General features: G+C 63.0%; 21 protein-coding genes and 1 other RNA gene. 11 read left to right on the forward strand and 11 right to left on the reverse strand.

All coding sequences use genetic code 11. From position 1 onward, the window contains the following. Positions 1 to 54: 54 nt before the first annotated feature. The 4 genes from OHD58_RS02500 to OHD58_RS02515 all read left to right on the forward strand — a co-directional run bounded on the left by OHD58_RS02500 (position 55) and on the right by OHD58_RS02515 (position 4,342). Positions 55 to 1,077, forward strand: coding sequence for a MotA/TolQ/ExbB proton channel family protein (locus tag OHD58_RS02500; protein ID WP_263801455.1), 1,023 nt, complete (start codon positions 55 to 57; stop codon positions 1,075 to 1,077). Continuing rightward, positions 1,077 to 2,108 carry a peptidoglycan -binding protein gene (locus OHD58_RS02505; RefSeq protein WP_263801456.1) on the forward strand — a complete coding sequence of 344 codons (1,032 nt, stop codon included), beginning with the start codon at positions 1,077 to 1,079 and terminating at the stop codon, positions 2,106 to 2,108. The genes OHD58_RS02500 and OHD58_RS02505 overlap by 1 nt, the downstream gene beginning before the upstream one ends. 203 nt (positions 2,109 to 2,311) lie before the next feature. Then, positions 2,312 to 2,695 carry a hypothetical protein gene (locus OHD58_RS02510; RefSeq protein ID WP_263801457.1) on the forward strand — a complete coding sequence of 128 codons (384 nt, stop codon included), beginning with the start codon at positions 2,312 to 2,314 and terminating at the stop codon, positions 2,693 to 2,695. 162 nt (positions 2,696 to 2,857) lie between these two features. Then, positions 2,858 to 4,342: a carboxypeptidase M32 gene (locus OHD58_RS02515; protein ID WP_263801458.1), complete on the forward strand. Its 1,485-nt coding sequence runs from the start codon at positions 2,858 to 2,860 to the stop codon at positions 4,340 to 4,342. Positions 4,343 to 4,426: 84 nt separating this feature from the next. On the opposite strand, the gene OHD58_RS02520 is transcribed toward OHD58_RS02515, so the two are convergent. Beyond that, on the reverse strand, positions 4,427 to 4,780 hold the full coding sequence (locus OHD58_RS02520) for a DUF1304 domain-containing protein (RefSeq protein ID WP_263801459.1): 354 nt from the start codon (positions 4,778 to 4,780) through the stop codon (positions 4,427 to 4,429). Between the two features lie 74 nt (positions 4,781 to 4,854). After that, positions 4,855 to 6,654 carry an ABC transporter transmembrane domain-containing protein gene (locus OHD58_RS02525; protein WP_263801460.1) on the reverse strand — a complete coding sequence of 600 codons (1,800 nt, stop codon included), beginning with the start codon at positions 6,652 to 6,654 and terminating at the stop codon, positions 4,855 to 4,857. Positions 6,655 to 6,841: 187 nt separating this feature from the next. On the opposite strand from OHD58_RS02525, the gene rpmE reads away from it, so the two are divergent. Both rpmE and OHD58_RS02535 read left to right on the forward strand, forming a co-directional pair. After that, entirely contained in the window at positions 6,842 to 7,063 is a 222-nt protein-coding gene (gene rpmE, locus OHD58_RS02530) for a 50S ribosomal protein L31 (protein WP_263801461.1), read from the forward strand. A 153-nt stretch (positions 7,064 to 7,216) separates the two neighbouring features. Then, entirely contained in the window at positions 7,217 to 7,378 is a 162-nt protein-coding gene (locus OHD58_RS02535) for a hypothetical protein (RefSeq protein WP_263801608.1), read from the forward strand. Between the two features lie 37 nt (positions 7,379 to 7,415). On the opposite strand, the gene OHD58_RS02540 is transcribed toward OHD58_RS02535, so the two are convergent. The 4 genes from OHD58_RS02540 to OHD58_RS02555 all read right to left on the reverse strand — a co-directional run bounded on the left by OHD58_RS02540 (position 7,416) and on the right by OHD58_RS02555 (position 12,258). Next, complete coding sequence (locus OHD58_RS02540; protein ID WP_263801462.1) at positions 7,416 to 8,492, reverse strand: D-alanine--D-alanine ligase family protein; 1,077 nt, start codon at positions 8,490 to 8,492, stop codon at positions 7,416 to 7,418. Positions 8,493 to 8,627: 135 nt separating this feature from the next. Continuing rightward, positions 8,628 to 8,945, reverse strand: a complete 318-nt coding sequence (locus OHD58_RS02545) for a SelT/SelW/SelH family protein (protein WP_263801463.1) — start codon at positions 8,943 to 8,945, stop codon at positions 8,628 to 8,630. Continuing rightward, positions 8,942 to 9,691: a YebC/PmpR family DNA-binding transcriptional regulator gene (locus tag OHD58_RS02550; RefSeq protein ID WP_263801464.1), complete on the reverse strand. Its 750-nt coding sequence runs from the start codon at positions 9,689 to 9,691 to the stop codon at positions 8,942 to 8,944. Before OHD58_RS02550 ends, OHD58_RS02545 begins: the two co-directional genes overlap by 4 nt. Positions 9,692 to 9,828: 137 nt before the next feature. Beyond that, the gene (locus OHD58_RS02555) at positions 9,829 to 12,258 is read right to left on the reverse strand and encodes a penicillin acylase family protein (protein WP_318528229.1); all 2,430 of its coding nucleotides are present in this window, start codon (positions 12,256 to 12,258) and stop codon (positions 9,829 to 9,831) included. A 272-nt stretch (positions 12,259 to 12,530) separates the two neighbouring features. Between OHD58_RS02555 and OHD58_RS02560 the strand changes: the two genes are divergently transcribed. Further along, a complete protein-coding gene (locus tag OHD58_RS02560; RefSeq protein WP_263801465.1) occupies positions 12,531 to 13,343 on the forward strand; it encodes an MBL fold metallo-hydrolase in 813 nt (270 codons plus the stop codon). A gap of 40 nt (positions 13,344 to 13,383) precedes the next feature. Here OHD58_RS02560 and OHD58_RS02565 read toward each other — a convergent pair whose 3' ends face one another. Next, positions 13,384 to 13,707 (reverse strand): ArsR/SmtB family transcription factor, encoded by a 324-nt coding sequence (locus tag OHD58_RS02565; RefSeq protein ID WP_263801466.1) that lies wholly within the window; start codon positions 13,705 to 13,707, stop codon positions 13,384 to 13,386. Between the two features lie 50 nt (positions 13,708 to 13,757). Between OHD58_RS02565 and OHD58_RS02570 the strand changes: the two genes are divergently transcribed. From OHD58_RS02570 to OHD58_RS02580, 3 genes are read left to right on the forward strand one after another with little or no spacing between them, the layout of a single operon-like run. Next, on the forward strand, positions 13,758 to 14,234 hold the full coding sequence (locus OHD58_RS02570; RefSeq protein WP_263801467.1) for an SRPBCC domain-containing protein: 477 nt from the start codon (positions 13,758 to 13,760) through the stop codon (positions 14,232 to 14,234). A gap of 32 nt (positions 14,235 to 14,266) precedes the next feature. Beyond that, positions 14,267 to 14,629: a hypothetical protein gene (locus OHD58_RS02575; protein ID WP_263801468.1), complete on the forward strand. Its 363-nt coding sequence runs from the start codon at positions 14,267 to 14,269 to the stop codon at positions 14,627 to 14,629. Positions 14,630 to 14,664: 35 nt separating this feature from the next. After that, complete coding sequence (locus OHD58_RS02580) at positions 14,665 to 15,147, forward strand: SRPBCC family protein (protein ID WP_263801469.1); 483 nt, start codon at positions 14,665 to 14,667, stop codon at positions 15,145 to 15,147. 30 nt (positions 15,148 to 15,177) lie between these two features. On the opposite strand, the gene OHD58_RS02585 is transcribed toward OHD58_RS02580, so the two are convergent. The 4 genes from OHD58_RS02585 to ssrS all read right to left on the reverse strand — a co-directional run bounded on the left by OHD58_RS02585 (position 15,178) and on the right by ssrS (position 17,787). Next, complete coding sequence (locus OHD58_RS02585; protein ID WP_263801470.1) at positions 15,178 to 15,942, reverse strand: TerC family protein; 765 nt, start codon at positions 15,940 to 15,942, stop codon at positions 15,178 to 15,180. An 82-nt stretch (positions 15,943 to 16,024) separates the two neighbouring features. Then, on the reverse strand, positions 16,025 to 16,849 hold the full coding sequence (locus OHD58_RS02590) for a YmdB family metallophosphoesterase (protein WP_263801471.1): 825 nt from the start codon (positions 16,847 to 16,849) through the stop codon (positions 16,025 to 16,027). 102 nt (positions 16,850 to 16,951) lie between these two features. Beyond that, complete coding sequence (locus OHD58_RS02595) at positions 16,952 to 17,533, reverse strand: 5-formyltetrahydrofolate cyclo-ligase (RefSeq protein WP_263801472.1); 582 nt, start codon at positions 17,531 to 17,533, stop codon at positions 16,952 to 16,954. Between the two features lie 96 nt (positions 17,534 to 17,629). Further along, positions 17,630 to 17,787: non-coding RNA, 6S RNA (ssrS, locus tag OHD58_RS02600), on the reverse strand. Between the two features lie 199 nt (positions 17,788 to 17,986). On the opposite strand from ssrS, the gene OHD58_RS02605 reads away from it, so the two are divergent. Beyond that, on the forward strand, positions 17,987 to 18,826 hold the full coding sequence (locus OHD58_RS02605; RefSeq protein WP_263801473.1) for an AAA family ATPase: 840 nt from the start codon (positions 17,987 to 17,989) through the stop codon (positions 18,824 to 18,826). The last annotated feature ends 4 nt before the right edge of the window (positions 18,827 to 18,830 follow it).

Genomic DNA, 18,830 nt, shown 5'->3' on the forward strand with positions numbered 1-18,830 from the left:
ATTTCCGTTTAGACTCACGCGCAACTGGACGGCGGACAATCAGGGCACGAGCGGATGGCATTCTTCAGGAATTTCGGTTCGGACGTTTTGGCGACGAACACCAGCTACGACCCGCACAAACTGTCGAGTCCCCAGGTCTTCCTGCTTTCCATGCTGATTTTCCTTGCCATCGTCGGTTTCATCGCCGCGATCCTCTACCGGCAGATCTCCAGTGCCTTCGTCACCAACCCCGGCCTCAACGGGCTTATCGTCGGCGTCCTCGTCGTCGGCATCCTGCTCGCCTTCATGCAAGTGGTGCGCCTGTTTCGCGAGATTCGCTGGGTAAACTCGTTCCGCGCCGGCTCCGAGGATGCCGAGCCGGTGCTGCTGGCGCCGATGAAAGCCCTGCTCAGCCGCTCGTCGGCGATGTCGATGTCGACGCTCTCGATGCGCACGATCCTCGATTCCATCGCGTCCCGCCTCGACGAGAGTCGCGACGTCTCGCGCTACCTCGTCGGCCTGCTGGTTTTCCTCGGCCTGCTCGGCACCTTCTGGGGCCTGCTCGCCACGATCGGCTCGATCGGCGACACCATCCGTTCGCTCGACCCCGGTTCCGGCGACGCCAACGACGTCCTTGAATCGCTGAAATCCGGGCTTTCGGCACCGCTTGACGGCATGGGCACCGCCTTCTCGTCCTCGCTTTTCGGCCTTTCCGGCTCGCTGGTCCTCGGCTTTCTCGACCTGCAGGCCGGCCGCGCCCAGACCCGTTTCTACACCGAACTGGAAAACTGGCTGTCGTCGGTCACCGACCTGTCGTCCGACATCCCGGTCGTCGATCCCGGCAAGGCCGGCACCGCCGACGAGATCCGCCAGCTCTCCGAGCGGCTGCGCGGCATGCAGGAAAACGGCGGTTCCAACCAGCGCGTCGCCAACGCCATGGCCAACCTTGCCGACGGCATTTCCGGTCTCGTCAAGAACATGCGCTCAGAGCAGCAGATGATGCGCGATTGGGTCGAGGCGCAATCGGACGAGCAGAAGGCGATGCGCGCAACTCTGGAGAAGATCGCCGGTGCCCTGAAGAACAAGGAGCCCAACTGATGGCGCTCGCCCGCGGCCGGCGTACACAGCGCACGATCGATTACTGGCCGGGGTTCGTTGACGCGCTGTCCACGCTGCTTTTGGCCATCATGTTCCTGCTGTCGGTCTTCGTGCTGGCGCAGTTCCTGCTCTCGCGCGAAATCAGCGGCAAGGACGAGGTCCTGAACCGCCTCAATTCGCAGATCAACGAGCTGACGCAGTTACTGTCGCTCGAACGCACCAACAGCCAGGACATGGAAGATTCCCTCGCCAACCTGCAGGCGTCGCTCTCGGCGGCCGTATCCGAAAAGACGCGGCTCGAGCAGTTGCTGTCCCAGGGCGCCGGCGCCGACCAGCAGGCCACCGCGCGCATCGGCACGCTGACCGGCGAACTGGATCAGGAACGGCAGCTCAGCCAGCGCGCCATGTCGCAGGTCGAATTGCTCAACCAGCAGATCTCCGCTCTGCGAAAGCAGATCGGCGCGCTTGAGCAGGCGCTTGACGTGTCCGAAGTGCGCGACCGCGAATCCAACACCAAGATCGCCGACCTCGGCCGCCGCCTCAATGTCGCGCTTGCCCAGCGCGTGCAGGAATTGAACCGCTACCGTTCCGATTTTTTCGGCCGCCTGCGCGAGATTCTGTCCGACCGTGAAAACATCCGCATCGTCGGTGACCGTTTCGTGTTCCAGTCGGAAGTCCTGTTCCCGGTCGGCTCCGAAGTCATCAACGACGCCGGTCGCGAAGAGATGAAAAAGCTCGCCGGCGCGATCATCGAGCTGCAGAAGGAAATCCCGCCCGAGATCAACTGGGTGCTGCGTGTCGACGGCCACACCGACAACGTGCCGCTGTCCGGTTCAGGGCGCTACCGGGACAATTGGGAGCTGTCCTCCGCGCGTTCCACGTCGGTGGTTAAATTCCTCATCGAGAACGGCGTGCCGGCCAACCGGCTGGTCGCCGCTGGTTTCGGCGAGTTCCAGCCGCTCGACGCCGCCGACACTCCGGAAGCCCGCGACAGGAACCGCCGCATCGAACTGAAGCTCACCGAGCGGTGATCGCCGCATTCGGCATCGGATTGTGATCGCGGGAACGTGTTGAAGGTTACCTTTTCTTAATTTGGTTCCCTTCGGCACTCGATCTAGATTCCGGGAACGGTCCGGGAATCGCCGGCGATGATCTTCCATCGCGACACGACGGGATCAGACGGGCCGCAAAACGCGGGGCGCCCTGTCGCTCCGCCAGGTTCGGGAGACGCAAAATGCGCTCTTTAACGATCAAGGCGGCACTTGCCGCACTCCTCCTTTCCACCCTCTCGACGACAGCCTTCGCGGCCACGGGCGATCATTTCCAGGGCCGTTCTCCGAACATCGCCGGAGGTGATGCCAGCCCCGGCTATTCCACCTATGCGCCCAATGGCCAGCTTGATGCGGTTCTTGCGGATCTGCGCGACGCCAACACCCGCATCGCCTATGACCGCAGCCACGGCCTGATCACCGCACATCAGGCCAACCGCTTGCACGCCGAGGACGCGATGATCCGCCGCGAAGCTGTCGCCATGAATGCCAGGGATGGCGGCGCCATACCCATGGGGCAATATCACCGGCTGATGTCGCAGGTCGACACACTCCAGCACCAGCTGTAGTCGCGTTCCAGCCGATCGCGGCAACGACGCTCCCGGGGCAATACGGGGGCGTCGTTGCGATTGAGATGGCGCGTATGGAATGCTTCGAACACGTTGACTGCACTTGCGATTGCCCGCCAGTTGGTATCCTCTCGCCCGGTTTTTGCAAAAGCAGGATTCGCCATGTCGTTCGCCAAGCTCGATGACCATCTCCACAAGATCGAGGCGCTGGAGCACGCGCTGGCCATTCTCGGCGCCGATGAGGCGACCCACATGGCGGTCGGCGGCGGCGAGAAGCGGGCCGAGGCGATGTCGACGCTTGCCGGCATCCATCATCGGCAGGCGACGGCGCCGGAGATCGCCGACTGGATCGCCGCGGCGGAGGAGGAGACGCTGAACGAAGAGCAGCAGGCAGCGCTGCGCGAACTGAAGCGCGACTACATCAATCATACCTGCCTGCCGGCGGAGTTCGTCGAGCGCCAGACCATCGCGCGCATGCGTTCCGAGCAGTTGTGGCGCGACCTGCGTGCCAAGAACGACTGGGCCGGTTTCCTGCCGGCGCTCGAAGGCGTCATCGCCCTGGTGCGCGAGGAGGCCGAATTGCGCGCCGGCGTGCTCGGTCTCGATCCCTACGACGCGCTGATGGAGCAATACGACCCCGGCAACCGCGCCGCCGACATTGCTCCGGTGTTCGACGAGTTGAAGACATTTCTGAAGGGGTTCGTGCCGGAGGCGCTGGCGGTGCAGGAAGAGCGGCTGGCCAAGGCGCCCGGGCGCCCGCTTGCCGGACCTTATGCGATCGACAGGCAGCGTGAGCTCGGCCTTGCCATGATGGGCGCCATCGGCTTCGACTTCACCCACGGCAGCCTGTCGGTGTCGCACCATCCGTTCTGTGGCGGCGTGCCCACCGATGTGCGCATCACCACACGCTACAAGACCAGCGATTTCCTGTCTGCCCTGATGGGCGTGCTGCACGAGACCGGGCACGCACTTTATGAGCAGAACCTGCCGAAGCAGTGGTCGCACTGGCCTCTCGGGAAGGCACGCGGCATGGCGATGCACGAGAGCCAGAGCCTGTTCGTCGAGAAGCAGATCGGCCGCAATCCGGCCTTCTGGCAATGGGCGCTGCCGCTGGTCGGCCAGCATCTCGGCGAGACATGGAGTCTGGAAGACATCCTGCCGCACGTCCATCACGTCGAGCGCGGGCTGATCCGTGTCGATGCCGATGAGGTCACCTATCCGCTACACGTCATCCTGCGCTTCGAACTCGAGCGCGACCTGGTTGCTGGCCGGCTCAACGCCGTCGACCTGCCGGAGGCCTGGGATGCCAAGATGCGCGACTATCTCAGCCTCTCGACCATCGACAATCCCGCCGACGGCCCGATGCAGGACGTCCACTGGCCGGGCGGCGCCTTCGGCTATTTCCCGTCCTATACGCTCGGCGCCATGATGGCAGCCCAGCAATGGGCTGCGCTGAAGAAGGAGCATCCCTCGGCCGACGACGGTCTCGCCAACGGCAGGTTCGAGCCGATAGCCGACTGGCGGCGGCAGAAGATCTGGTCGCAGGCGTCGCGCCATTCGACGCCGGAGCTGCTCGAGCGCGCCACCGGCGAAAAACTCGACGCCGCACACTTCACCGCGCATCTCAAGGCGCGCTACGGCGCTTAGTTGATTGATGTTCGGCACGCTTGCTCCGTCGACACTCATCGGCAGCATTCCATCGCCCGTCGTAACAGGCGTTTCCGCGCGCGATCAGAATCCCGCACACAGCGCCAGCAAGGCGAGCGCGGCCGGCAGCGCCTGCACGAACAGGATGCGCCTACTCACGGTCGCGGCGCCGAACACGCCCGCGACGATGACGCAAGCGAGGAAGAACACCTTCACCGCAAATCCGCCCTCGCCGAGATAAAGTCCCCAGGCCAGTCCTGCCACGAGAAAACCGTTGTAGAGCCCCTGGTTGGCGGCAATCGCCTTCGATGCTGCGGCGAATTCAGCGGTGGTGCCGAACGTCTTGCGCCCGAGCGGCTGATCCCAGGCGATCATTTCCAGATACATGAAATAGAGATGCAGGACGGCGACCACGCCAATCAGGACATTCGCGAGCATTTTCCCCTCCCCAGTGCATCTTCAGCTTTCCGCATCAGTGCACACCGAGCAACTTTGCAGCAAGTAGGGAATGACTACTCCGCCGCGCCCTGAAAGGCGCTGGCGCCGGTGTCGAACTGCAGCTTGGCCAACCGCGCATAGATGCCGCCCTTCTTGACCAGGCTGCGGTGGGTGCCTTCCTCGACGATGCGCCCGTCCTCGATCACCAGGATGCGGTCAGCCTTGAGCACGGTCGCAAGCCGGTGCGCAATCACGATGGTGGTGCGCCCTTGCATCAGGTGCTCCAGCGCCGTCTGCACCAGCGTCTCGCTTTCGGCGTCGAGAGCCGAGGTTGCCTCGTCGAGCAGCAGGATCGGCGCGTCGCGCAAGATGGCGCGGGCGATCGCGACGCGCTGCCGCTGGCCGCCGGAAAGCGTCACGCCCTTTTCGCCGACCTGCGTGTCGTAGCCTTTTTCGAGTTTCAGGATGAATTCGTCGGCAAGTGCGGCCTTGGCCGCCGCTTCGATATCGGCGCTGTCCGCGCCCGGCCGGCCGAAGCCGATGTTGTCGCCAGCCGTCGCGGCGAAAATGGTGACGTCCTGCGGCACGATCGCCACGCGGTCGCGCACCACCTCCGGATCCGCCTCGCGCACGTCGACGCCGTCGACGAGGACGGCGCCCGAATCCGGGTCATAGAAGCGCAGGATCAGCGAGAAGATGGTGCTTTTTCCGGCGCCTGACGGGCCGACGATGGCAACCGTCTCGCCAGGTTTCACAGAGAAGCTAAGCCCATGCACCGCGGCGCGGTCGGGCCGTACCGGATAGGAGAAGGAGACGCCGCGGAATTCGACTGCGCCTTTTGCGGTCGTCGGCAACGGTTTCGGCTGCGCGGGTGCTGCGATCGCAGGTTGTTCGGCCAGCAGTTCGGTCAGCCGCTCGGCGGCACCCGCGGCCTGGCTGAGTTCGCCCCAGACCTCCGACAAAGCGCCCAGCGCTCCCGCCGCGAACACCGAATAGAGCAGGAACTGGCCGAGCGTGCCCGGAGAGATCGCACCCGAAAGCACGTCGCGCGACCCGAACCACAACACGGCGACGACCGACGCGAAAATTGTGAAGATGGCGAAGAAGGTGAGGAACGAGCGGGCGAACACCGATTGCCGCGCCGCCTGGAAGGCCTGCTCCACCGCGCCGCCGAACTTGTCCGTCACCAGTCTCTCGTTGGTGAACGCCTGCAAGGTGCGCACCGAGCCCACCTGCTCGCTTGCATAGGCTGCGGCATTGGCGAGCGTGTCCTGCGCCAGCCGCGATTTTCGCCGCACCGAGCGCCCGAACGCGACCAGCGGCAGCACGATTACCGGGATGGCGGCGATCACCAGGCCGGAGAGCTTGGGGCTGGTCACCACCATCATGGCGACCGCGCCCAGCCCGAGGATGATGTTGCGCAGCGCGACCGACGCGGTGGCGCCCACCGCCGACTTGATCTGCGTCGCGTCGGCGGTCAGTCGCGAGACGATCTCGCCGGATTGCGTATGGTCGAAGAAGGCGGGCGAAAGCCGCGTCACATGGGCGAACACATCGCGGCGCAGATCCGCCACCACCCGCTCGCCGAGCGTGATGACGAAATAGTAGCGCCCGGCCGACGCCAGCGCCAGCACCGCGGCAATCACCACCAGCATGGAGAAATAATTGGCGATGAAGGTCGAATCCGACGTCGAGAACCCGTGGTCGATCATCCGGCGCACCGCCAGCGGCAGCGTCAGCGTCGTTGCGGCGGCAAGCACCAGGAAGACGACGGCCCACGCCACCATCGCGCGATAGCGCATCAGATAGGGCAGCAGCCGTTGCAGCGGCCGCAGCGAGCGTCGCCGTTCGTCCTCAGCCTTGGCGTCTGCCATCCCGGTTTCCCTGGGCCATTGTCGCACGTTCGAAATGCGGCAGCGGCCTTGTGCTTCATTTTAGGCTGATGTATAGGCCAGCCAACCGATTTTGAAGCCGTACCTTCCTACAGGCGCGGCTTCAAGTTTTTGAGAGTGGGTGACATCGCCGCAGGCGCGTCTCGCCCGGAGCTTCAGGACAAGACCGATGAAAGCCGACATCCATCCGAACTATCACACCATCAAAGTCGTCATGACCGATGGCACCGAATACGAGACCCGCTCCACCTACGGCAAGGAGGGCGATACGCTCAACCTCGATATCGACCCGAACACGCATCCGGCCTGGACCGGCGGCCAGCAGAACCTGCTCGACCGCGGCGGCCGCCTGTCGAAGTTCAAGAAGCGCTACGAAGGCCTCAGCATGTAGGCCAAGCGGCCAAGATCGTTCCGCGATTTTAGAGAAACCCGCCATTTTGGCGGGTTTTTTGTTAAGCAGCGCGTCGATTCCTGCCCGTTTGTTCGATGGCTCCGGCCTCGCATCCGCAGGCAGCGCCCTTATATGCGTCGCAGGAGGTGCATTATGAAAGATCCATATTCCGGCATGGCGACGGGCATCGCGGTCGGCATCGGCTTGGGTGCGGCCATCGGCGCGGCGATGGACAATGTTTCGATGGGCATAGCGATCGGTATTGCCATCGGTGCCGGGCTGGGCGGCGCGTTCAACGCCTACCGCGACCGCTGATCAGCCGGAGCCTGTTCTCTCCGGCCGCACCAAAACCTCACAACGCCTGTCGCTTTGCCCGCTCGATGGCATGTTCGATCAGGTGGTCGACCAGCGTTCCATAGGCAACGCCGCTGGCGTCAAGCAGCTTGGGATACATGCTGATATTGGTGAAGCCGGGAATGGTGTTGACCTCGTTGACCAGAGCGCTGCCGTCGGTGCGCACGAAGAAATCGACCCGCGCCATGCCTTCGCAGCCGAGCGCCAGAAAAGCCCGTCGCGACATGTCCTGCAGCTGCCGCGTCAGGCTGTCGGGCAATTCGGCGGGAATGCGCAGCGCCGCCCCGTCAGCGTCGATATATTTGGCCTCGTAGGTGTAGAAGCCGTGGCTGGCGGCAGGCGCGATTTCGCCCGCTACGGACACGGTCAGCGTGCCGTCGAGGTTCTCCAGCACACCGAGTTCGATCTCGCGGCCCGCCACGAACTCTTCGACCAGCACCTTGCGGTCGTGGCGCAGCGCTTCGGCCAATGCTGCCTGGAACGCGTCGGCGCTCGCGGCCTTGCTCACGCCGACCGATGATCCCTGGCGTGCCGGCTTGACGAAGACCGGCGAACCCAGCTCCTGCGTTATGGCCTCGAAGGACACGGCATCACCCGCCCGCACGGTCACGGATCTCGCCACCGGCAACCCGGTCTCGCGCAGCAGCCGCTTGGCCACGTCCTTGTCCATCGCCGCAGCCGAGCCCAGCACGCTCGACCCTACGAAGGGCACCCCAGCCACTTCCGCGAGCCCCTGTACGGAACCGTCCTCGCCGAACGGTCCATGCAGCACCGGGAACAGCACATCTATCCTGGGCAATTCGTGCGCCGTTCCATTCTTCGGCAAAGCCAGAAGGCGTCCGTTGCCGCCGGGCAGCAGGCTGATTTCGGTTCCGCCGTCCGGAACGGCCGGCAGCGTGCCGTCATCGCCAAGCTCGGCCAGAAACCATTGGCCGCGTCGGTTGATGCCGATCGGCGCGATCTCATATTTCGAGGCGTCGATTGCCTTGACGACGTTGCTCGCGGAAAGAATGGAAACGTCATGCTCGGCGGAACGTCCGCCGAAAAGCACCGCGATGCGTCGTCTCGTCGTCATGGATGTTTTTCCCCCTGCGTTGGACGTACCCGCCACCCCACGGCGCGATTCACCCGTCCTGATTGCTCATGAAATCGAACTTATCTGTGGCGGCGCTTCAAGGGTCGCGGAACAGAACAATTTTGCAGGCGGTCGTCAGGCTTGGTCGTTGGACTTATGGCCCTTGCGATCGGAATGGCCGAGATCGCGCGTCGGATCGATGACGTCACGCACCAGTTGTTTCAGCTGGGCGGCTTCGGGAAAACCGCCGTCGCGCTTGCGCTCCCAGATCAATTGATCGTTGCAGGTGACGGTGAAGACGCCACCGGTGCCCGGCACCAGCGTGACCTCGCCGAGCTCCGTGCCAAAGGTCGACAGCAGCTCCTGTGCCATCCAGGCTGCACGCAGCAACCATATGCACTGCGTGCAATAGGTGATGCGGATCTGCGGCAAACCTTGGGCGGCGTCGCTCATGCCGCGCTGAGCTTGGCCAGCGTCTCGTCGTCGACCTCGAAATTGGCATAGACGTTCTGCACGTCGTCGTCGTCTTCGAGCGTGGCGACCAGCTTCATCAGCGACTGCGCGCGGTCCTCGTCGACCGGCACGTTGTTCTGCGGCCGCCAGATCACCTTCACCGTCTCGGCCTCGCCGAGCGCGGCTTCCAGCGCCTTCGACACGTCGCCGATGTTTTCGAAGGCGCAGATGATGGTGTGCCCGTCCTCGTCGGACGAAACGTCGTCGGCGCCGGCCTCGATCGCCGCGTCCATCACCTTGTCGGCGCTGCCGGCCTTGGGCAGATAGTGGATCTCGCCGACGCGGTCCCACATGAACGACACCGAGCCGGTTTCGCCCATCGCCCCGCCGGCCTTAGTGAAGGCGGCGCGCACATTGGAGGCGGAGCGGTTGCGGTTGTCGGTCAGCGCCTCGACGATGACGGCGACGCCGCCCGGGCCGTAACCCTCATAGCGCACTTCTTCGTAATTTTCCGCATCACCGCCGGTCGCCTTGTTGATGGCGCGCTGGATGTTGTCCTTCGGCATCGACTCCGCCTTGGCGTTCTGGACGGCGAGGCGCAGGCGCGGGTTCATCGCCGGGTCGGGCAGGCCCTGCTTGGCGGCTACGGTGATTTCACGCGCAAGCTTGGAAAACATCTTCGAGCGGACGGCATCCTGCCGCCCCTTGCGGTGCATGATATTCTTGAACTGTGAATGGCCGGCCATGGAGCCCCTGTAACGAAAATCGGGAGGTTCGGGATGGCGCGCTATATAAATAAATCGCCGGCAAAGGTCCAGCCGGACACGCCTCGCGAAAGCGCAGTTATGCTTTCGCGAGGCGTCGTCGATATTTCCTGGACCGATCAGTCGTTGCCGGGTGTCAGGGTGATGCGCGTGCTCGCGGCCCTTTCGATCGCCTCGCGCGAATAAAGCAGCGGCACGTAATCGCCGGTCAGCCAGTAGGGCGCCAGGTCCCTGTAGTGCGGGCTGAACGGGTCGCCGGACTGTCCGGGCGTGTTGATCGTCCGGCTGTTGTCCCAATCGCCTACATCCAGGACCATGCGGAATGACGCTCCCGATCTCAGCGAGAAGTCCGGATAGTAGCTCGCCGCATGGGGCGTGGTCGAAGACCCGGACATCGCCCACGGACCGACGGTCAGTTGCTCCTGCATCGGCTTCGAGACGATGGGCGCCAGCTCGTGGCGGAAGACGGCACGGTGCAGATCGCCCCAGCGCCAGCTGGCAACCTCGTTGCCGAGCAGCCCCTTGAGCTCCTCAACCGCCGCGGCAAGGCTCTCGGTGACGATCTTGTTCCTGGCATTCTCCGCGTCGTCGCCCAGTCTCCTGTCGGGCGACGAAAGCAGATCCACGGCTGCGGTGGCACTCCCCTTGCCCATGGTGTCGCGGGCGTCTTCCGGCACGACATAGGAGATGACGGTCTTGGCCAGATGCCTGTCGATCCACATCTCGTAGATCGCGGCTGCCGCGCTGTCGATGTCAGCGGAACCGTTCCAGGCTTTCAGCAGTTCCACCGCCTTGCGCAGGTCCGGATTGGCGTTGTCCGGCTCAGGCAGCACCTTGACCAGATCGAGCGCCCGCACGGCGAGCTTGTTCATGTCGTCGTTCTGGAGCTTCATCGAATCGGCGAGCGTTACCTTGTCGTTGCCGCTCAGCACTTCGGCGATGCGCTCATACCGGGACGGATCGGCCCATTCGAAACCGACCTTGCGTTCCTTCACCGGATAATCGTCCGGAAGGTTCATCTGGTTCGCGGTGGCGAACCATCCTTTTTCCGGATTGTAGCTGCTGGGCAGATCCTCCCGCTTGAGGAAACCCCATTCATAGCGGCCGTCGCCTGGAACCGGCAGCAATCCGTCCCAGTTCTTGCGGGCCGGCGTCATCGCCGCCGCAACCCAGCCGATATTGCCCTGCGTATCGGCATAGACCTGGTTCTCGGAAGGTGCCGAGAACCTGTCCATGGCGGATAGAAAATCATCCCAGTTCTTTGCCGTCATGTAATCGGACGAGCCGAAATAGGCGGAGGTGCCGGCTTCTGCCCAGACCGAACGCAATGCAAACGCGCGGCCGTTTTCCTCATCCACCTGCAGGATCGGGCCGTGCCTGGTGAACTTCATGGTCACCTTCCTGGGTTCACCGTCCTTGACCGGTATCGTGTCCTCGACGACCTCCATGTCCGCCCAGCCGCCATTGTATTTGTACTGGTTGGGATTTTCGGGATTGAGCTCGTAGACGTAGACATCCTCCTGATCGACCGAAAAGATGGTCAGGCCGAAGGCGATCGTGCCGTTGTGCCCGATGGAAATGCCCGGCAGCGCGGGTTCGCCGGCGCCGATCACCGACATGTTCGGGGTGTTCAGGTGAACGATGTAGCGCAGCGAAGGCGCGCTGTGATTGCGGTGGGGGTCGTTGGCCAGTATCGGCCGGCCCGTTGCCGTGCGCGACGGCGCGACGACCCAGTTGTTCGAACCGATATTGTCCGTATTCCACTCAGCCTGGTCCAGGAACGGCCATGGATCGTAAACATCGGTGCGCTTTTCCGGCGCTTCGAATTTCACCGGCTGGGTGGCGAGATCGTAATCCTTGAGGACATCGGCCGGAATGACGCAAGGGTCGAGACCCTCCGGAACCTGCGGCTGCCAATCCGGCTCCAGCTTGCTGCGCAGCCGGTCGGCATCGACGCTCGACTTGCAGGTGACCAATGCCCTTTTCACTTCCGAGCTGGCGTTGCGCGTCAGCCCGTGACTGCGAATGCGCACGACATCTTCCGGGCCCCACAGGACCGGCCTGGAACCACTCAGCGAGAATTCGATCGGCGTCGGTTTCTCGCCGGCCAGGACTTCGCCCACATAGGCGTTGACGCCGGCAACAAACGCTTCTGCAAAGCCCTTTGCGTTGGGGCCGTAGGATGCCCATTCCTTGTCGATGTCGCCCCGATACAGGAAAAGCCGTGCGGCGCGATCCTGATCGGTATAGGCTTCGCCAAAACTTTCGGAGAGGAGCCCAAGGCCGCGCTTGCGCCACAGATCGATCTGCCACAGGCGATCGCGCGCCGCGTTGTATCCTTGCAGGAACAGCGCGTCCTGGTCGCTTTTCGCGTAGATATGGGCAATCCCCCAATGATCTACGATGATCTCGGCGGGTTCCTTCAGTCCGGAGACTTCACCCGATTCCGCGCGGACCGCGCTTGAGAAATCAGCAAGGGCCGGCTTGGTCAGTCCACCTGTCAAACCCAGCGCCAGAAGCGCGGTTGCAACGATATCAAGAGAGCGCACGGTTCCTCCCGGTCTCCCCCCGTATTCCGGCGTATCCGACGATCCCCGACGTTTCAACACGAATGCGGGCGTGGGCCTACAGGCTCGAAGTTCTGGCCTACTTCTGATTGAAGCCGCGAGAAGCCTTTTGGGCCTACCTCGGACTTATGCCAGTGTGGACCTGGCGCCTCGCGAAAACGTGACTACGCGCTTTCCGCGCTTCACGGCAATACTCGCAGGAGCCCGGTCGCCGCGGTCGGGCGGACATGCCGCCTCTCGCGCCGGAGACCGCCATGCAGATTGCCCGCCTTGTCTTTGCCGCACTTGCCCTGCTTTTCGTCCAGGCGGTCACCGCCCTCGCCCAGGGCGAACCGGTTCCCAGCCGGTGCCTGGCCATCGCGCAAGCTCTGCCGGAGGTCACCTATGCAAACTTCACTCCCGCTCAGGCAACCGTCGAGGGCGAGGTGAAAATCACCTATGCCGGCCACTCGACCTACATCATCGAGACACCGGCCGGCGTCCGCATCGCCACCGATTTCAGCGGCGTCTATGGCGGCGATCCGCTGCCGCGTGTCGTCACCATGAACAAGGCGCACCGCACCCACTATTCCGACATGCCCGACCCCGGCATCGAGTATGTGCTGCGCGGCTGGAACCCGGAAGGCGGGCCGGCAAAACACGCCGTGGTGATCGACGATGTCTACATCCGCAACGTGCCGACCGACATCCGCGACTGGGGCGGCAATCTCGAGCGTGACGGCAATTCGATCTTCATCTTCGAGGTCGCCGGCTTGTGCATCGGTCATCTTGGCCACCTTCACACCAGGCTGAGCGATGCACAGTATGGCACCATCGGCCGCCTCGACGTTCTTATGGTGCCGATCGACGGCGGCATGACGCTGTCGCTGCCGACCATGTCGGAGATCGCCAACCGCCTGCATTCCTCCGTCGTGCTGCCGATGCACCGCCATTCGACGCCGATCGGCGAGTTCACCGGGATGATGGGCGATGAATTCGCCGTCGAGTTCCGCGACAGCCGTTCGCTTGACGTGTCGCTGCGCAACCTGCCCAGCCGCCCGACCATCATCGTGCTGCAGGGCGTTTGAAGCAGCGGACACCGCTGCTGGCTCGATCCCTGCGGAAGCTCTAACCATCCAGATCGGCTTTCAGTTTATCCAGCACGCTCACAGCGTGGCTCGCATATTCGCTGATCCAGCGGTCGTGGATCTGCTTGATGGGCATCGCGTTGAGATGGTTCCAGCGTTCGCGGCCCTCGCGGCGCGCGATGATCAGGTCGGCCTCCTCCAGCACCTTCAGGTGCATCATCACCGTGCAGCGATCCATTTCCGGGAATGCCTCGACAAGCATGCCTGTGGTGCGCGGCTCGTCCTTCAACCGGTCCAGCATCTGCCGCCGTTTCGGATGGGCGAGCGCCTTGAAAACATTGTCGTCTTTTGCGTCGCTTGACATGTTACCTTTTTATAACATATCGTTTGGCCACGCAAGCGAAAGGAACGGCCATGAAACCGGAATTCAGAGTTTCTGCACGCATTTCGAAGCCGGTCGGCGAGGTTTTCGACGCGGTCGTCAACCCGAAAAAGCTCTCCGGCTATTTCACCACCATCCGCGGCGCCAGCGCGCCTCTGGTCTCCGGCACGACAGTGACCTGGTGGGGCGAAGTTCCCGTCGAGGTGGATGAGGTGGAGACGGATAAACGCATCGTGCTGCGTTGGGATGGCGCGGGCGCCGAGGCGCCCTACAAGACGCGCATCGACATGGATTTCGAGCCGCTCGAGGACGGCGCGACGCTGGTCACCATCGCCGAGACCGGTTGGCTCGAGGATGCCAAGGCGGTCGGCCGCTCCTACCTCAACTGCGAAGGCTGGTCTCAGATGCTCTGCTGCATGAAGGCCTATCTCGAATACGGCATCAACCTGCGCGAAGGCTATTACCTGAGCGAATTGAAGGGCGAGCCCGCCCGCGAACCGAACGTCTGACCCGGACAGGGACGACCCGAAAGGAGAACGATATGGCCGAGAAAATCTATGGCGGCATCAACATCGCCATGAAGATCCCGTCCCATCAATACGACGCGACGGTTCGCTTCTATCGCGATGTCATTGGCTTGAAGCCCTTCACCGCGAAGGCTCCGGCGATCGGCTTCGAATTGGGGCCGAACCGCCTGTGGCTCGACGAGGACCCGACAATGAGCCAGGCGGAAGTCTGGCTGGAACTCTTCACCGACGACCACCGCGGTGCGCTTGACCACCTCGCAAAAGCGGATGTCGTACGTTGCGACGCGATCGAACCGCTCGGCGAGGATTTTCGCGGCGGCTGGATCATGAACCCGGCCAACATCGTTCACATGGTGCGCGAACCGGATGCCTGGTGAGTGCCCGCCGGTCGCATACTCCGAAGTAGGACAATATGGAAATCGAGAAAGCGCCGGCAGCAATTGCCGAAATGCTGATCCGGCGTCCGTCTCACGAGGTCTTTGAGGCTTTCGTCGACCCGGAAATCACCTCCAAATTCTGGTTCACCCACGGCAGTGGCCGACTGGATAAAAACAGCGAGGTGACTTGGGAGTGGCGCATGTACGGAGTCTCGACGCCCGTCAAAGTCCGTAAAATCGTCAAGGATGAGAAGATCGCCGTCGAATGGAACGATCCGCCGAGCACTGTCGCCTGGACCTTTACGTCGTTGCCCGACGGCGCGACCTTCGTCAGCATCCGCAATTCCGGATTTTCCGGCGAACCCGATGACCAGATCGACGAGGCGATTGCCTCGACCGAAGGTTTCACCCTCGTGCTGGCCGGCGCCAAAGCCTGGCTGGAACGAGGTCTGACGCTAGGCCTGATCGGCGACCGCCATCCGAAGGGCATCGGGTCGGTAGCAACTTCTCCTTCATGACGGCCGATTTCGCGGCCGCCATTCAGCGCCTCAGTGGTCGGCCGGCTTTCCGGCCCGTGTCTTCTTGCGCCTTGCCAGCATGTTGAGGCCTTCGACCAGCGCCGAGAAACCCATGGCGGCGTAGATGTAGCCTTTCGGCACATGGAAGCCCATGCCGTCGGCGATCAGCGTCATGCCGATCATCAACAGGAAGCCCAGCGCCAGCATCACGATGGTCGGGTTCTTGGCGATGAAATTGGCGAGCGGCGTGGCAGCCAGCATCATCACCGTCACGGCAACGATGACGGCGATGTACATGATGGCGATCTCGTCGGTCATGCCGACCGCGGTGATGATGGAATCGATCGAGAAGACAAGGTCGAGCAGCAGAATCTGGAAGATCGCCGCGCCCATGGTCATCGACACGGCATTGCCGACCATCGAATCCTTGTGATCGTCGGGATCGACCGTGTGGTGGATTTCCTTGGTCGCCTTCCAAACCAGGAACAGGCCGCCGGCGATCAGGATGAGGTCTCGCCACGAGAAGCCGTGGCCGAACAGCGTGAAAAGTGGTGCGGTCAGTTGCACGATGATCGAAATCGTCGCCAACAACACAAGCCGCATGATCAGCGCGGCGCTGATGCCCAGCCGCCGGGCGCGCGCCTGCTGCTCCTTCGGCAGCTTGTTGGTTAGGATCGAAATGAAGATGAGGTTGTCGATGCCAAGCACGACCTCGAGCACGATGAGCGTCAGCAACGCCACCCACGCCGTCGGATCGTTGACGAAGGCGAAATACGGCGCCAGGAATTCGAGCATTACGGTCGTCCCCTCGGAATTTCTCTAACAATTGCTGACATGTTTCGCCGGCAAGTAGGCATAACCTCGCACCGCGTCAACGTCATGACCAGAACGACGGCGCAGTTTCTTCAAGTCTCGGCCCCAGTCGCAGCGGCGCGATGCGCTCGGCAAGACCGGTCCGGTCGGAGATGTCGATGCCCACGCCGCAGATTGTCGCAGGCCCTGTCGCCGCCTCGAAACGCCCCTTCGGCACCTTGGACAGGAACCGGTTGAGCGGTTCTTCCTTGTCCATGCCGAGCGAGGAATCGTAGTCGCCGCACATGCCGGCGTCGGTGATATAGGCGGTGCCGCCGTTGAGGATCTGGTGGTCGGCTGTCGGCTGATGGGTGTGCGTGCCGACAACCAGGCTGGCACGCCCGTCGACGAAATGCGCGAAGCACATCTTTTCGCTCGTTGCCTCGGCATGGAAGTCGATCACCACGGCGTCGGCCTGTTCGCCGAGCGGACAGGCTGCCAGTTCGCGTTCGCCGGCCTGGAACGGGTCGTCCAGTTCGGGATGCATGAAAACCCGGCCCATGATGTTCGAAACCAGCACCCGGGCGCCGTTCCTCGCGATGAAGACGCCGGAACCCCGCCCTGGCGTGCCCTTCGGAAAATTCGCCGGTCGCAGGAACCGCTCCTCGCGCGGCGCAAAGACAAGTGCATCGCGCTGGTCCCAAACATGGTTGCCGGTGGTCACCACATCGGCGCCGGCCGCCAGCGTCTCGCGAAAGATCTCTTCGGTGATGCCGAAACCGCCGGCGGCGTTCTCGCCGTTGACGATGACGAAATCGAGCTTGAAGTCTGAAATCAGGCCGGGCAGCTTTTCCCACACCGCCGTGCGGCCGGTCTTGCCGACCATGTCACCCAGAAAAAGAAGTCTCATTCATCTTCCGTACAGCCAAAGAGACTTCTTTCCCAGCCCGCAAGCCTGTCCGTCAAGCAGCGTTTGCTCGACCTTGTCGCAAAGCGCCTGAAAAGCAGCGCTTCAACTCCCGAACCGCCGCAGCCCGCTCTCAGTAAGTATCTCCGGAAGAATCACGTCGTGTTTCTCGTCCGGCACCTGCGGCACTTCCTGGCAGTTGAAGGCGACGCCGATCAGCCGTGGCGCAAGGCCCTTGTTGGCCAGCCTGGCGATCGCCCGGTCGTAATAACCGGCACCGTAGCCGATGCGATGGCCGCGTCCATCGAAGGCGGCGAGCGGGATCAGCATGACCGAAGGGTCGAGCACCGGCGCTTCCTCGCCTGGACCGGCGGTGCCGAAGCCCATTTCGACCAGCGCCGCCCCGCGCACCAGCTCGCGGAACACGATTGTCGTCTTGTCGAGGATGGCAGGCAGGCAGAGCCTCGCGCCCTTTTCGCGAAGCGCGAACATCAAAGGCCGCACGTCGACTTCCGAACGCATCGGCCAGAAACCGGAGACGATGGCCCCCGGCACGAAGTCGACATACTCTTCCGCGGTCTCCGCCATCTCCAGCGCCGCTTCGACACGCCAGAACGGGTCGAGCGCATCGCGGCGGGCGAGCGCTTCCTTGCGCAACTGGCGTTTGAGGGTGCGGCGGTCGGTCATCGCGCTTTTATGGAGCGCTGCGGCGCAAAAGGCCAGATTGAGACGCGGCGTTCGGGCGAACGGAAACGACCTTGGCGTCCCTAGCTGAAAAGGAAAGTGCGATCCATGACAACCGGTGAAGAAGTCGATCCCGGGACCTACATAAGTAGGTGGGCGCCGTGTGAGAAAACCCACGGGTCTTCCCAGGGACAGCTCCCTAAGGATCGTTAAGGCCCCGGGGAATATGTCTCTCCTGCCGCGAAGCACAGATCGCAGGTTCAATATAGGACTGGCCTCGTGAATCCGCCATCAAATTCGCGGCGGTTTTGCCTGCTATTTGCATTGGCCGGCCAACGAGCAAAGCGGATGCTGCTGGACCCGACCCAACCCCGAATATGTCCGGCACCGGGTTGACGGACTTGCACCCAAAAACCGCACTCCGTAGGGTCGGTTCCGAATTGAAAAGGATTTCGCATGCGCTTTGAAGGAACAGCGGCCTATATCGCCGACAAGGATCTGATGGTGGCGGTCAATGCGGCGATCGCGCTGGAGCGGCCCCTGCTGGTCAAGGGCGAGCCCGGCACCGGCAAGACCGAACTTGCCCGGCAGGTCGCCGCCGCCCTCGACCTCGACCTGCTCGAATGGAACGTCAAGTCGACCACCAAGGCGCAGCAGGGCCTCTACGAATACGATGCCGTCTCGCGCCTGCGCGACAGCCAGCTCGGCGACGACCGCTTCAACGACATCCGCAACTACATCAAGCGCGGCAAGCTCTGGGATGCCTTCACCGCCGGCAGGAAGGTCGTTCTTCTGATCGACGAGATTGACAAGGCCGACATCGAGTTCCCCAACGACCTCTTGCAGGAACTCGACCGCATGGAGTTCTTCGTCTACGAGACCGGCGAGACGATCCGCGCCGAGCACCGGCCGATCGTCATCATCACCTCCAACAACGAGAAGGAATTGCCGGACGCGTTCCTGCGCCGCTGCTTCTTCCATTACATCCGCTTCCCCGACGTCGACACGCTGCACCGGATCGTCGAGGTGCACTATCCCGGCATCAAGCAGAATCTCGTTCGCGCGGCTCTCACCCAATTCTACGAGATCCGTGACGTGCCCGGCCTGAAGAAAAAGCCCTCTACCTCCGAAGCACTCGACTGGATCCGGCTGCTGGTCGCCGACGACATTGCGCCCGAGGATCTGCGTGCCGACCCCAAGAACGCGCTGCCCAAGTTGCACGGCGCGCTCCTGAAGAACGAGCAGGACGTGCACGTGTTCGAGCGCCTGGCCTTCATGGCGCGCCGGCAGGGGTAAAGGC

Origin of the sequence: Mesorhizobium sp. ZC-5 (assembly GCF_025753855.1) — a bacterium.
Lineage (GTDB): Bacteria > Pseudomonadota > Alphaproteobacteria > Rhizobiales > Rhizobiaceae > Neomesorhizobium.